12 protein-coding genes are annotated in these 12,955 nt (G+C 70.2%); 3 read left to right on the plus strand and 9 right to left on the minus strand.

The window, feature by feature from the left end; genetic code table 11:
* Positions 1–79 precede the first annotated feature (79 nt).
* A complete protein-coding gene (locus ACFYNU_RS06955) occupies positions 80–1,531 on the minus strand; it encodes an amidase (protein WP_356584938.1) in 1,452 nt (483 codons plus the stop codon).
* A gap of 112 nt (positions 1,532–1,643) precedes the next feature.
* On the opposite strand from ACFYNU_RS06955, the gene ACFYNU_RS06960 reads away from it, so the two are divergent.
* Positions 1,644–2,252 carry a TetR/AcrR family transcriptional regulator gene (locus ACFYNU_RS06960; protein ID WP_356584939.1) on the plus strand — a complete coding sequence of 203 codons (609 nt, stop codon included), beginning with the start codon at positions 1,644–1,646 and terminating at the stop codon, positions 2,250–2,252.
* A 99-nt stretch (positions 2,253–2,351) separates the two neighbouring features.
* Here the strand turns inward: ACFYNU_RS06960 and ACFYNU_RS06965 are convergent, their stop codons facing one another.
* The 3 genes from ACFYNU_RS06965 to ACFYNU_RS06975 form a co-directional block, all read right to left on the minus strand.
* Positions 2,352–3,269, minus strand: coding sequence for a sugar kinase (locus tag ACFYNU_RS06965; RefSeq protein ID WP_356584940.1), 918 nt, complete (start codon positions 3,267–3,269; stop codon positions 2,352–2,354).
* 52 nt (positions 3,270–3,321) lie between these two features.
* Complete coding sequence (locus tag ACFYNU_RS06970) at positions 3,322–3,978, minus strand: RraA family protein (RefSeq protein ID WP_356584941.1); 657 nt, start codon at positions 3,976–3,978, stop codon at positions 3,322–3,324.
* A 79-nt stretch (positions 3,979–4,057) separates the two neighbouring features.
* The gene (locus tag ACFYNU_RS06975) at positions 4,058–5,398 is read right to left on the minus strand and encodes an MFS transporter (protein WP_356584942.1); all 1,341 of its coding nucleotides are present in this window, start codon (positions 5,396–5,398) and stop codon (positions 4,058–4,060) included.
* A 236-nt stretch (positions 5,399–5,634) separates the two neighbouring features.
* Here ACFYNU_RS06975 and ACFYNU_RS06980 point away from each other — a divergent pair, with 236 nt between their 5' ends.
* Positions 5,635–6,567, plus strand: a complete 933-nt coding sequence (locus tag ACFYNU_RS06980; RefSeq protein ID WP_356584943.1) for a LysR family transcriptional regulator — start codon at positions 5,635–5,637, stop codon at positions 6,565–6,567.
* Between the two features lie 100 nt (positions 6,568–6,667).
* On the opposite strand, the gene ACFYNU_RS06985 is transcribed toward ACFYNU_RS06980, so the two are convergent.
* The 5 genes from ACFYNU_RS06985 to ACFYNU_RS07005 form a co-directional block, all read right to left on the minus strand.
* Positions 6,668–7,636 carry a LysR family transcriptional regulator gene (locus ACFYNU_RS06985; RefSeq protein ID WP_356584944.1) on the minus strand — a complete coding sequence of 323 codons (969 nt, stop codon included), beginning with the start codon at positions 7,634–7,636 and terminating at the stop codon, positions 6,668–6,670.
* 79 nt (positions 7,637–7,715) lie between these two features.
* Positions 7,716–8,219 carry a 2,4'-dihydroxyacetophenone dioxygenase family protein gene (locus tag ACFYNU_RS06990; RefSeq protein ID WP_356584945.1) on the minus strand — a complete coding sequence of 168 codons (504 nt, stop codon included), beginning with the start codon at positions 8,217–8,219 and terminating at the stop codon, positions 7,716–7,718.
* A gap of 70 nt (positions 8,220–8,289) precedes the next feature.
* Positions 8,290–9,051: an SDR family oxidoreductase gene (locus ACFYNU_RS06995; protein WP_356584946.1), complete on the minus strand. Its 762-nt coding sequence runs from the start codon at positions 9,049–9,051 to the stop codon at positions 8,290–8,292.
* Between the two features lie 235 nt (positions 9,052–9,286).
* Positions 9,287–10,624 (minus strand): ricin-type beta-trefoil lectin domain protein, encoded by a 1,338-nt coding sequence (locus ACFYNU_RS07000; protein WP_388765533.1) that lies wholly within the window; start codon positions 10,622–10,624, stop codon positions 9,287–9,289.
* 175 nt (positions 10,625–10,799) lie between these two features.
* The gene (locus tag ACFYNU_RS07005) at positions 10,800–11,705 is read right to left on the minus strand and encodes a glycoside hydrolase family 16 protein (RefSeq protein ID WP_356584948.1); all 906 of its coding nucleotides are present in this window, start codon (positions 11,703–11,705) and stop codon (positions 10,800–10,802) included.
* 343 nt (positions 11,706–12,048) lie between these two features.
* Here ACFYNU_RS07005 and ACFYNU_RS07010 point away from each other — a divergent pair, with 343 nt between their 5' ends.
* Complete coding sequence (locus ACFYNU_RS07010; RefSeq protein ID WP_356584949.1) at positions 12,049–12,873, plus strand: endonuclease; 825 nt, start codon at positions 12,049–12,051, stop codon at positions 12,871–12,873.
* The last annotated feature ends 82 nt before the right edge of the window (positions 12,874–12,955 follow it).

The following is a 12,955-nucleotide window of genomic DNA, read 5'->3' on the forward strand; positions in this document are numbered from 1 at the left end:
CGCTCCCGGCCCGCACGACGCGGGCTGGGAGCGGCTCCGCGTGTGTCCCTCCCCCCCCTGGCTCTCCGGCGGTGGAGCCTCAGCGGTCCGTGAGATCGCCCGCCCAGACCGCGGGGGTCCGGCCCGACCACGGGCTCGCCTGTTCGAGCTGGCCCGCGAGGCGGAAGAGGCGGCCTTCGAGCCCGTAACCGGCGGCGAACTGCATACCGATCGGCAGCCCCGTCCCCGCGTCGGTCGTCACCGGGACGGACATGGCGGGCGTGCCCGCCACATTGAACGGCACGGTGAACGGCGAGCGGTCGAAGACACGGGCGATCCAGCCGAGGCCGTCCAGCGTCTCCGCGCCCTCGCCGTAGGCGCCCAAGGGCGGCGGAAGCTCCGGCAGGGTCGGGGTGAGCAGCACGTCGTACGTGTCGAAGGACCGTGCCAGGCTCCGCGCGACGGTGTTGCGGACCCCGAGGGCGGTGACGAACTGGGCGGCGCCGACGCGCTGTCCGTAGTGGTAGCCGGCGAGAGTGACCGGTTCGAGGGTGGAGTGGTCGACGGGCCGGCCGAGGGCGGCGGCCAGCCCGTCGACGGAGGCCGTGAGATTCGCCGTCCACAGACGGGCGTTCGCCAGCACGAACTCCTCCCAGTCGACACCGAGGCCGACCGTGGCCTCCATGACCTGGTGCCCGAGGGATTCGAGCAGACGCGATGTCCGGGAGAGCGCTTCGGTCACCGGCGCGGTGGTACGGCGCCCGCCCCACGCCTGGGTGAGGACGCCGATCCGCAACGAGCCCGGGGGCCGGGTGACTTCCCGCGCGTACGGCCGGGCCGGCTCCTGGGCGAAGTAGGGGTCACCCGCCTCCGGGCCGCGTATCGCGTCGAGCAGTGCCGCGCTGTCCCGTACGGTCCGGCTGACGCCGCCGTGCACCGCCAGGCCGTTGTACAGCTCGTCGAAGTCGGGGCCCATGGAGACCCGGCCCCGGGTGGGCTTCAGCCCGAACAGGCCGGTGCACGCGGCGGGGACGCGGAGCGAGCCGGCGGCGTCGGTGGCGTGTGCGAGCGGGACCACGCCGGCGCTGACGGCCGCGGCCGAGCCCCCGCTGGATCCGCCCGCGCTCCGCTCCGGGTCCCAGGGATTGCGGGTGGCGCCGTACAGCACCGGTTCGGTGGTGACGCTGTAGGCCATCTCCGGTGTGGCCGTACGGCCGAAGGTCACCAGGCCGGCTCGGCGGAAACGCCGCATCAGGGAGGAGTCGGCGCGCGCCACGTGGCCGGCCGCGAGACGGCTGCCCAGCTCCGTCCGCCTCCCGGCCATGGTGACCCCGATGTCCTTGATCAGGAAGGGGACTCCGGCCAGCGGTGTGCTGCCGGGGACGGGCGCGTCGTCGGCCGGCCAGGACTCCGGGACGGCGTTGATCCGCGGATGGACCGCCCGCGCGGCCTCGCGTGCGGCTGCTTCCAGTTCGGCGGGGGTCACCTCGCCGGCTGCCACCAGTTCCGCGAGCCCGACCGCGTCGTGGCGTACGTACTCGGTCACTCTCACTGTCACTCCCGACGGATGGAACGATACCCTTGAGTCCTTGACGATACCGCACGGTATCGTATGGGACGGACTGGTACCGTAGCGGGGAGAGCGGGAAGTGAGGGGAGCAGTCATGGCAACGACCGCCGGAAGGCCGAGCAGGGTGGCGAAACTGCCGCCCCGTGAGCGCATCCTCGACGCGGCGGAAGAGCTGTTCCTGAGCGAGGGGATCAGACGGGTGGGCGTCCAGGTGATCGCCGACAAGGCCGAGACCACCAAGATGGCGATCTACCGGCACTTCGACACCAAGGACGCGCTGGTCGCGGAGTGGCTGCGGATCGTCGCCGCCGAGTACCAGGCGGCCTTCGACCGGGTCGAGGCCGAACATCCCGGCCGGCCCGGGGAGCAGATCCTGGGGCTGGCCCGCTTCATCGCCGAGGGGCTGCCCGCGATCTCGCACCGGGGCTGCCCGTTCATCAACTCCCTTGCCGAGCTGCCCGATCGCGACCACCCCGCGCGGCAGGTGATCGAGCGGCACAAGGCCCGCCAGACCCGCAGGCTGGTCGGCATGTGCGAGGAGGCCGGGCTGCCCGACCCGGAGCAGGCCGCGGCGGAGATCACCTTCGTACTGGAAGGCGCGCAGGTCAGCACGCAGAACGGCAGCATCGACCGGCCCGGGGCCCGGCTGATGCGGATCGTCGAGGGAATCCTGGACCGGCACCGCTCCCCCGCCGGCGCCTGACCGCCACTCGCCGACACGCCCCTCCCCGACAGACCACTCGCCGACACGCCACTCGCCGGACGGACGAACGCCCGTCCGGCGAGATCGGCAAGACACCCCCTAGGTTCCGAGGGCACCTGCCTGGCGTACGGCGTCGGCCGTCGGGATCGGGGTCACCGCGCCGTGGCCCGTCGTCGTCAGTGCCGCCGCGATCACCGCGTAGCGCGCCGCCTCCAGCGGGGAGTCCCCGTCGAGGAGGCGGGCCGCGAAGGCGCCGTCGAAGGTGTCGCCCGCGCCGGTCGCGTCCGTGGGGACGACCCGGTGGGCGGGCACATGGGTGGTACGTCCCTCCGTACCGAGCAGCACCCCGTCGGCGCCCATCTTCAGCGCGACGATCGTGGGGCCGCGCGCCGCGAACTCCGCGAGTACGTCGGCCGGTTCGTGTCGGCCCGTCAGCAGCCGGCCCTCGTCCAGGTTGGGCAGGACGATGTCGGCCAGTTCGGTGCTGCGCATGACGATCGCGCGGGCGCGGGCCACCGGCCACAGGGCGGGCCGGTGGTTGGGGTCGTACGAGACGAACGTGGAGTGCGCGCGGGCGGTCTCCATCGCGTGGAAGGCCGCGTCGCAGGCGGAGGCGCTGATGGCCTGGGTGATGCCGCTGATGTGCAGCAGCCGGGCGGCGGCGACCGCCCGCTCCGGGACGTCGTCCGGAGTCAGGCGGCTCGCCGGTGACCCGGCGCGGCGGTAGGTGAAGGCGTGCTTCCCGTCGCCGTGCCGGGTGATGAAGTAGATGCCGGTCGCGCCGCCGGGTTCGGTGACGACATGGGTGGTGTCGACTCCCTCCCGGTGCCACAGCTCGACCAGCGCCTGGCCGAAGGCGTCGTCCCCGACGCGGGTCAGGTAGCCGGTGCTCGCGCCCGAACGGCGGGCGGCGACGGCCATGTTGGAGGTGTCGCCGCCGAAGCCGATGTGGAAGGCGGTGGAACTCTCCAGCGTTCCCTCGGCGGCGGCGTTGAATTCGAGCAGGGGCTCCCCCATGGCGAGCACGGAGGGCGCCGATGGGACCGGGGCGTGCATGTCCGGCATCGCGTCAGATCCGGTTGTACTTGGCGAGTCCGTCCCGCAGCGACCCCGACGACAGGATCAGCGCGGTCTGTTCCTTCTCCCGGTTCTCGATGTCCGTCGCGGTGGCGAGGACTTCGGCGACGAGCCCCTGCGGTACGCGGACGACGCCGTCGCGGTCGGCGACGATCAGGTCCCCCGGACGTACGGTCACACCGCCGAGGACGACGGGCTCGTTGAGCGAGACGGTGCGGTAGCGCCCCAGGGTGGTGGCGGGTACGGCGTGCCGCGCGTACACCGGGAAGTCGGGGAAGTCCCGGCGGATCTCGGTGACATCGCGTACCCCGCCGTCCAGGACGCAGCCGGCCAGTTTCCTGGCCACCGCGCCCGCCGTCATCAGCCCGCCCCACACGGCCACGTCGGCGGCGCCCGCGTCGATGCACACGACACTGCCGGCCGGGGACTCGTCTATCGCGGCCAGCGCGTGCACCGGCGGCTCCAGTTCCGGGTCAGGCACCTCGCGGACGGTCACCGCGGGTCCGGCCAGTGTCCGCGCGCCCGGTACGACCTGGTGGACAGCTCCTTCGAGATAGCCGCGGACGCCGTGCTGTTCGACGGCGTCCGCGACCGACGCGGTGGCAAGGGACCGGTAGGCCTCAAGGGTCGCCTCGGAGTAGCTGGTCATATGGGTTCTCCAGTCTTTGTCCCGGGTGCCGGGATACGGCTTCCGGGGGAACAGGTGCGGGGCTTGGGGGTCTTGGCGGTCAGGCCGGGCTCTTCGGCGCCGTGGGCGCGCCCTTGACCGTCTTGCGCGGCTCGGTGCCGAGCGGCACCACGTGCTTCATGACGACGCCGTACACGAGGGCGCCGAGGAGGGACACTCCGGCGGCGACGGCGAGGGGCACGAAGTACGAGCCGCCGAAGGCGTCGAGGAGGACGCCCACCACGACGGGGCTGAGCGCGCCGGCGGCGTTGGAGGCGAAGCCCTGGATACCGGCGAGCGAACCGACGTTGGCCGGGGTCGGCGCGACGTCGGCGGGCAGCGCCCACAGGCTCGACGCGGCGAAGCAGAGCGAGGCCTGGGAGACGGCGAGCAGCGCGAGTGCGACGTAGGCGCTCTCGACGACGCCTGCGAGCACGATCACCGAGGAGAGGATCAGCCCGACGACGATGGGGAATTTACGGGCGTAGGTGACGGTGTGGCCCTGGTTGATCAGCCGGGTCTGCACCCAGCCGCCGGCCCACTGCGCGGGCATCGACACCAGCGCCGGGATCATGCCGAAGAAGCCGAGCTTCAGCAGGTCGAAGTCCCGCTCGTCGACCAGGTACGACGGGAACCAGGTGATGAAGAAGTACAGCACGAAGGACAGACAGAAGAAGCCCAGGACCATGCCCCACACCGTGCGGTAGCGGAACAGCTCCTTCCAGGGCATGGCGGGCACCGTCGAGCCGGCCTCGTTGGCACCACCGTCCCGGATGTAGGCGCGCTCCTCGGCGCCCAGCTTCGGGTGTTCGTCGGGGTCGCGGTAGAACTTCAGCCAGAAGGCGGTGAACAGCAGGCCGACGACTCCGGCGGCGACGAACGAGCCGCGCCAGCCGAGCCAGGCGATCACCACGGTGGTGATGGGCAGCGCGAAGGCGGTGCCCGCCCGGCCGCCGCTGTCGAAGATCGAGGCGGCCATGCCGCGCTCACGCACCGGGAACCAGCGCGAGACGATCTGTGAACTGGACGGGTACGCGGGCGACTCGACGGCTCCGAGCACCAGACGTACGAGCAGCAGGACCAGGAATCCGGTGACCGCGCCGACCAGCATGGTCGCGATCGACCAGGCGGCGACGGCGAAGGCCATCATCCGGCGGGGGCCGTAGCGGTCGACCAGCCAGCCGGCGCCGGGCAGGAACGCCGCGTAGGTCCAGAAGAACGCGCCGAGCAGCAGTCCGGTCGCGGTCTTGGAGAGGTCCAGGTCCTTGGTGATGTAGGGCAGGGCCACACCGAGATTGGCGCGGTCCATGTAGTTGATGGTGACGGCCCCGAAGGCCAGCCAGATCATGGTCCATCTGACACGTCCCGCCGGGGTCGGCGGGACTGGTGGGGTTGCGGTCATGAATGCTCCTCGAACGTGCGTCGTCCTTGCACGTGAGCAGTGGCAGGAGTCATCGGTCGCCGGGTGCGGAGGTGGGGGCTCCTTTTGGATCCCGGTAGTGGCGTGAGCGTATGAGCCCGTTGTCCCCGGCGTGAAGGGCGAGTTGCACATACGGGTATTCGGAAAACGGATTGCGGCTCATTCGCTTCGCGGGACGGGCCTTGTTGCCCGCTCCCGGCTCGCGTACAGCAAGGGGCATGCTGCGACCAGAAGTTCGTCTCGAATGGTTTGTCTCATTCCTCGGAGTCATCGACACGGGGAGTTTCAGTGCCGCCGCCGAGGCCGTTCACCGCTCCCAGCCGCGAGTGAGCATGCATGTGGCGGCGCTGGAGCGGGAGGCCGGTGTGCCGCTCTTCGACCGGAGCAAGCGGCCGGTACGGCTGACGGAGGCGGGCGAGGTGCTCGCCGGTCACGCCCGCGCGATCCTGTACCGGCTGGGGACCGCCGAGGAGGCCATGGCCACCCGTCGTGATTCGGCCAGGGGTGTGGTGACACTGGGGAGTTACCCGAGCGCGAGCGCCGCGTTCGTGCCCGGTCTGCTGGAGCATCTCGCGGCGAGCCGGCCGGCGATCAAGGTGGTGCTCGTCGAACGCTCCACGCTGGAGCTGGACTCGGCGCTGTCGCACGGTGAAATAGACATCTACCTGCGGCCGATGGCCCCACCTGTCGGTGACACGGTGCGGCTGCGGGCGCTGTGGCAGGAGTCCCTGGCAGTCGTCCTGCCGCTCGGGCACCCGCTGGACGAGCTGCCCGACCCCCTTCCGGTGGCGGCCGTGGCGGCGTATCCACTGATCACCATCGGGCGGCTCGGCTCGCCGGACGTGCCCGGTTTCGAGACGTACAAGGTCTTCCGCGAGCATGGTTTCGAGCCACAGGCCGTACAGGCGACGAACCAGCCGCAGACGCTCGTCTCACTCGTCCGCAGCCGGCTCGGGGTGGGGGTGACCAACCATCTCGCGGTGTCGACGGCGGACACACGGGACGTGACGGTACGGCGTCTGGACGCCCCGTGCGGGCGCCGGGTGGCGGTGCACTGGGATGCGAACAGGCCGCTGATTCCGGCGGCGCGTACGCTGTTGCGGGAAATCCTCGAAGCGCCCAATCCGCCCGGAACTCAGCGGCTTTCGTAATCCGCCGGAGGCAGTGGGGGTAATTCGGATTCCGGAGGTGAGGCATTCGGAAAACGAATGGCGGGCGCCCGGCGGCAGGTTCGGCGGACGGTCGGGGATTTCATCGGCCGGCCTTTTCGGTCCGTACGCTGCCGGCGTCCTCGCCCCATGGCCACTGCGGCATCGGCAGCTTCCCGACGACCTCGCGCACGGCCTCGACGGCGGGTGAGACGACCGGGCCGGCGCGCCACCACGCGGCGACGGCGCGCTCGCACTGCGGATCGGAGATGGGGACGAGGGCCACGCCCTCGGTGTTGGCGGTGGTCATGGCGAGGCTGTTGGTGACGCCGACGCCAAGTCCGTGGCGGACCAGGGAGATCAGGGTCTGGGGCTGGTTGGTCTGGGCCGCGATGACCGGGTTGAGACCGGCGTTGGCGAAGGCGAGGTTGGTCTCGTACTGGCGGGCCTGGCCCTCGCCGCTCTCACCGATGCTGATCACGGGGAGCATCGCGGTCTGCGCGAGGCGTACGGAGCCGGTGTGCGCGAGTGGATGGTCGGCGCGGAAGACGGCGACGAGGGGTTCGCGCCAGAGCACCTGACTGGCGACCAGGTCGGAGTTGATGAGCGGGTGCAGGGGTCGTATCGCGAGGTCGAGGTCGCCGCTCACGAGATCGGCGCCGAGCGCGACGCTCGGCCCCTCGCGCAGCACGAGGCTCACCTGTGGGTGGGTGATCCGCAGGGCGCGTACGGCCAGCGGGTAGAGGTAGGAGGCCGCGCTGGGGTACGCCCCGAGTCTGACCTGTCCGGAAATCGTTCCTCCGGTGAGATCGGCCAGGACGTTGAGCCTGCGCAGGATCTCCTCCGCGTGCGGCAGCAGCCCGCGGCCCTCGGGAGTGAGGACCGCGGGCTGCACGGAGCGGTCGAGCAGTCGGGTGCCGAGCAGCCGTTCCAGCTCGGCGACATGACTGCTGACTCTTGGTTGTGAGCGGTAGAGGGCCTTCGCCGCGGCGGAGAATCCGCCGTGGTGGGCCACGGCCACGAAGCTGGCTATCCAGTCGATCCGGTAGTGGTACACGCTCCCGATGTCCATATGTCCCCGTCCCTTTTCCTAGGTCTTCACCTAGGTCAGGGAGCCTACCTCGCAGGTCACGGGGGGTATGGAGGGTTTCTCAGCGAATGAACCGATTCACGTAGTCGGCGCCGAGGCCATTTTCCGTGTAGTGGGCACGACACATGTCGATCTTTGTGAAGGTGTCCTCGTAGCCGGTCTGGACGCCGTTGTCGTCGACGTAGGCCATCGCTCCGGTGATGTTGAAGAACGTGATCATCTCGTCGCAGTCCTCCGGCACGGCGAGGGTGTGGATCTCGCCCGGGGGCTCGTAGACGAAGTGTCCGGCCTCGGCGACCCAGTCGTGCTCGTGGTAGTGCCACTTGCCCTTGATGACATAGCCGAAGACGACTCCGGGGTGGCGGTGGCGTGAAACGATCCCCGCCGACGTGACCTTGAGCAGATTGCACCACTGGCCGGTGACGGTGTTGAACATCAGTGGTCGGAACCAGACGTCGGGCGCCTGGGGCACCCAGACGCGGTCGTCGTCGGGGAGGGCCGCGACGGCGATCTCCTCCGGGACCATCGTGGACAGCGGGATGACGGGGCCTTGCCGCTCGGTCATGGTGCTCCTCCTGGGCTTCGGGGTTGAGGAGTGCGGGAGTTGAGGAGTGCGGGAGTTGAAGGAGGGGGGCTCAGGCCGCGAGATAGCCGCCGTCCACCGGGAGTACGGCTCCGGTGACGAAGCGCGCGTCCTGGCCGCAGAGGAATGTCACGGCGCCGGCCACGTCCGCCGGCTCGCCCCAACGCCCCATCGGGGTGCGCTCGATGATCCGCCGGGCCGCCGCGTCGTCGGTCTGGAGATCGGCCGTCAGGGCCGTACGGATCCAGCCCGGCGCGACCGCGTTGACCCGGATGCCGTCCGGCGCCCAGGCCACGGCGAGCGCCTTGGTGAGCTGGGTGATGCCGCCCTTGCTGGCCGTGTAGGCGGGCACCTTGGGGCCGCCGAAGAAGCTCAGCATGGAGGCGACGTTGACGACGCACCCGCCCGAGCGCCGCAGCAACTCGTGCGAGGCGACGCAGGCGCGCATGGTGCCGGTCAGATTGACATCGACGACACGGGCGAAGACGTCGGGCTCGTACTCGTGGCCCCGGGCGATCACGCCGGCGGCGTTGACCAGGACGTCGAGCCGTTCGACACCGCCGAGGAAGTCTTCGAGGTCCCGCGCGTGGGTCAGGTCGATCTCGACGCGGCTGACCGAGCCGGGCAGCCGCCCGGCGGCGCCGGCGGCGTCGAGCCCGGCGGCGATCACCCGGGCGCCGGCGGCGGCGAACCGCTCGGCGACGGCCGCGCCGATACCGCTGGTGCCACCGGTGACGACGACGGTGCGCCGGTCCTCACCGACCGCGCCGTGCCCCCCGTCGTCGACGGGCTCCGCAAGGTGCTCCTCGCTCACTGCCATCTCCTCCGCACGGAATCACGACGCTGCGGACCCGATTCCAACAGCCTTCAGGGCGCGGGGCCTTCGATCATGCGGGAGGAGGATGACCCCCATTCGAATACGCCGCCCTGCCGGGCCGGTGCACGCGAACCGCCCCGGACACCGTCGGGAGGAACGGGTGTCCGGGGCGGCAGCCGGTACGAGCCGGTGGCGGCCTGCGCGAGGGGAGAGCCTGCGCGAGGAGAGAGGGTCAGCCGCGGTACTGAGCCAGTACGCGGGTGAAGTCCCAGTTCGCCTGGCCCACGCCGGAGCAGGTGTCGGCCCCGCCGCCGGTGCAGGGCCGGTCGCGGTTGACCGACCAGAAGGTCAGCCGGGCGAGATGGCGCTGCTGCGCGTAGGCGAGGATCGTGCGGAAGTCGGCGACGGTGATGGTCTCGCCGACGTCCGTGACACCGTTCATCGAGGAGATACCGGTCTTGCGGTACGCCTCGTCGTCGCCGTAGCCGTAGGCGTTCTTGACAGCTGTCTTCAGACCCTCGGCCGCGCGGACGGACAGCGTGCCCATGTTCTGGCCGTTGCCGCCGAAGTTGAACGGCATGATCGTCCAGCTGTCGACGGTGAGCCCGGACGAGGCCGCGCGGTTGATCAGGCTGGTGTCGGGGCCGTTCTGGCCGGTGCCGAAGGTGATGTAGATCTTGATGCCGGGGTTGTTGGCCCGGATCGTCTTGAGCGCGTCCACGGTGCGCTGCTGGACGGTGGGGCTGTCGTAGGCGGCGGCCTCGATGTCGATGTCGATGGCCTTGAGGCCGTACGCGTTGATCACCTTCTGGTACGCGGCGGCCAGTTCACCCGCGCTGCCGCAGGAGCTCTCCAGCTTGTTGCCGCTCCAGCCGCCGAAGGACGGGATGACGTCACCGCCGCCCGCGCGGACGGTGTTGATGGTCTGCTGGTCCACTCCGCCGGTGAGCGGCCGGCCGCCGTCCCACTGCGGGTTGCAGTACCCGTTGCTGAGAACGAAGGCGAGAGTGAACCACTTGACGCCGGTGGCGTTCTGGACGGTGGCGGGGTTGGGCGGGCTGCCCCAGCCGTTGTAGATGTACGGCGCGACGGCCATGGGTGCGCCGCCGGGGTCGGGGTCACCGCCGCCGGTGGGCGCGGTCCACTTCTGGTTCGCGGCGCCGGTGCAGGTCCACAGCTGGAGCCTGGTGCCGTTGGCGGAGCTGTTGCCGGTGGCGTCCAGGCACTTGTTCGCCTGGGTGTTGACGATGTCGCGGGCCGCCGAGACGGTCCACTTCTGGTTGGCGGCTCCCGTGCACGACCAGAGCTGGAGGACGGAGCCGTTGGCCGTACCGCCGTCCTTGACGTCCAAACACTTGCCGAGCGCGCGGATCGTGCCGTCGGAGGCCACGTCCCACTGCTGCGCGGCGCTGCCGTTGCAGTCGTACAACTGCACGGCGGCGCCGTTGGCGGTGCTCCCGCTCGCCACGTCCACGCACTTGCCGCCGATGCCGGTGACGGTGCCGACGGCCGCGACGGCGGCGGTCGCGGGCGTCACGCTCATGGTCGAGGCGACGGCCACCAGGGGCATGGCCAGCAGGGCCAGCGGTCTGAGGTGCTTCAAGGGCCGGTAGGAGGCGGTCATGCGAGGTCACCGTCCACTTCTGGGAGGGCCCGCCGGGGGGCGCCCCGGTGGGCGGATCGTCCGCGGGTGCCGGACGGCGCCGGAGGCGGTCCGTCCGGCACCCGCGGAGCGGAAACGATTCCTAGTCGCTGACGCGTACGTAGTCGACGACCAGTTGCTGCGGGAAGACAGTGCTGCCGTCGGGGTCGCCGGGCCAGTAGCCGCCGACCGCGAGGTTGAGGATCAGGAAGAACGGCTTGTTGAACACCCACTGCCGGCCGCCGAGATCGGCGGGCGTGCGGGTCTGGAAGACGTTGCCGTCCACCGACCACTTGATGGAGTCGGGCGCCCAGTCCACCGCGAAGGTGTGGAAGTCGTCCGCGAACGCCTCGCCGTTCGGCAGGCTGTAGGCGGCGCCGATGCCGCCCGAGCCGGAGTAGCCGGGGCCGTGCAGCGTGCCGTGGACGGTGTTCGGCTCGAAGCCGACGTTCTCCATCACGTCGATCTCACCGCTGTTGGGCCAGCCGACCTGACCGATGTCGCTGCCGAGCGCCCAGAACGCGGGCCAGATGCCCTGCCCGCGCGGGACCTTGATACGGGCCTCGACACGGCCGTACGCGGAGTCGAACTTGCCCGAGGTGTTGAGACGGGCGGAGGTGTACTCACATGTGCCGTACCAGCACTGGTAGTTGCCGGGATTCTCCTTGCGGGCGGTGATGACGAGATTGCCCTGCCCGTCGAGCTGGGCGTTGTTGTTCCCGGACGTGTAGTACTGCCGCTCGTGGTTGTTGACGTTGTCGCCGGTCTCGATCTGCCACTTGCTTCCGTCGACGCCCGATCCGGCGGGGCCGTCGAAGTTGTCCTCGAACTTGATGGCTGCGGGTGCCGCGGCGGAGTGGGGGTCCGGTGCGGCGGAGGCTCCGGCGGGCACGGCGGCCACGGCTCCGGAGGCGCACAGAAGTGCGAGGGAGTACAGCGCCGTACGGCGCCGCCAGGACATGTGCACGGTCATGGTCATCACATCGCTTTGCGTGGGGGGCATGCGCATGACAGGTAGAGCTGAGAGACGAAGCGCCGACGGCGCTTATTTCACTGCTTGATTTAAGGCAGCCAGGGGATGCCCGTCAAGGAGTTGGTATGGACCAAAAAACTTCAGCACCGTGTTTTCGGCCCATCCATGTGAACACGCGGCGCACATCTCACCCCCCACCCAACTCCCGTCGTGGCCCCGCTTCTTGACCTGCACATGATGGACGCGGAGCATTCACCCCAGCGTCACAGCCGCTGTGGAAGGCTCCTGCGGAAACGTCACATCGCCATGACCGCCGTGCGCGCCGACCCACCCATCGGTTCTACGCGCGGTGATCCCCCGATCGAGAGGGCACCCCCATATGTCCCGTCGTCACCTTTCCGCCGTGCGGCCGGTGCTGGCCCTGTGCGCCGCCGCCGCGGTGCTGGCCGGCAGCGCCGCCGCCGCTCCCGCCGCCACACCCCCGGCCACGGCCACCGCCACGAGCGGAACCGCAGCCCTGGACGACACGTACTACCAGGGCGCGATCGGCAAGACCGGGCCCGCGCTCAAGAGCGCGCTGCACGGCATCATCAGCGACCAGACGAAGCTCTCGTACAGCGGCGTCTGGGAAGCGCTCAAGGTCACGGACCAGGACCCGGCCAACTCGGCCAACGTGGTCCTCCTCTACAGCGGCCTCTCCCGCGCGAAGTCGAAGAACGGCGGCAACGTCGGCGACTGGAACCGTGAGCACGTCTGGGCCCAGTCCCACGGCGACTTCGGTACGTCGCAGGGCCCCGGCACCGACATCCACCATCTGCGCCCGGAGGATGTCCAGGTCAACGGCATCCGCGGCAACAAGGACTTCGACAACGGCGGCAGCCCGGTCAGCGGCGCCCCCGGGAACCTCACCGACAGCGACTCCTACGAGCCGCGCGACGCGGTCAAGGGCGATGTCGCCCGCATGATCCTCTACATGGCGGTCCGTTACGAGGGGGGCGACTCCTTCGCCGACCTCGAACCGAACGACCGCGTCAGCAACGGCTCGGCCCCCCTGATGGGACGGCTGTCCGTACTGAAGCAGTGGAACGACGAGGACCCGCCGGACTCCTTCGAGAAGCGCCGCAACGAGCTGATATACAGCCAGTTCCAGCACAACCGGAACCCGTTCATCGATCACCCCGAATGGGTCGAGTCCATCTGGTGACACCCCTGAACGCGGCGGCGCGGCCTCCCCGTAGGTGATCGCCGCGGCTGCCAGGGTGAGGAGTGCCAACTCCGAGCGCCCT

Origin of the sequence: Streptomyces sp. NPDC006643 (assembly GCF_042870175.1) — a bacterium.
Classification (GTDB): domain Bacteria; phylum Actinomycetota; class Actinomycetes; order Streptomycetales; family Streptomycetaceae; genus Streptomyces.

Coding starts and splice junctions, on each gene's coding strand:
- ACFYNU_RS06960 (WP_356584939.1), top strand. CDS start 1,644: ATGGCAACGACCGCCGGAAGGCCGAGCAGGGTGGCGAAACTGCCGCCC.
- ACFYNU_RS06965 (WP_356584940.1), bottom strand. CDS start 3,269: ATGGGGGAGCCCCTGCTCGAATTCAACGCCGCCGCCGAGGGAACGCTG.
- ACFYNU_RS06970 (WP_356584941.1), bottom strand. CDS start 3,978: ATGACCAGCTACTCCGAGGCGACCCTTGAGGCCTACCGGTCCCTTGCC.
- ACFYNU_RS06975 (WP_356584942.1), bottom strand. CDS start 5,398: ATGACCGCAACCCCACCAGTCCCGCCGACCCCGGCGGGACGTGTCAGA.
- ACFYNU_RS06980 (WP_356584943.1), top strand. CDS start 5,635: ATGCTGCGACCAGAAGTTCGTCTCGAATGGTTTGTCTCATTCCTCGGA.
- ACFYNU_RS06985 (WP_356584944.1), bottom strand. CDS start 7,636: ATGGACATCGGGAGCGTGTACCACTACCGGATCGACTGGATAGCCAGC.
- ACFYNU_RS06990 (WP_356584945.1), bottom strand. CDS start 8,219: ATGACCGAGCGGCAAGGCCCCGTCATCCCGCTGTCCACGATGGTCCCG.
- ACFYNU_RS07000 (WP_388765533.1), bottom strand. CDS start 10,624: ATGCCCCTGGTGGCCGTCGCCTCGACCATGAGCGTGACGCCCGCGACC.
- ACFYNU_RS07005 (WP_356584948.1), bottom strand. CDS start 11,705: ATGCGCATGCCCCCCACGCAAAGCGATGTGATGACCATGACCGTGCAC.
- ACFYNU_RS07010 (WP_356584949.1), top strand. CDS start 12,049: ATGTCCCGTCGTCACCTTTCCGCCGTGCGGCCGGTGCTGGCCCTGTGC.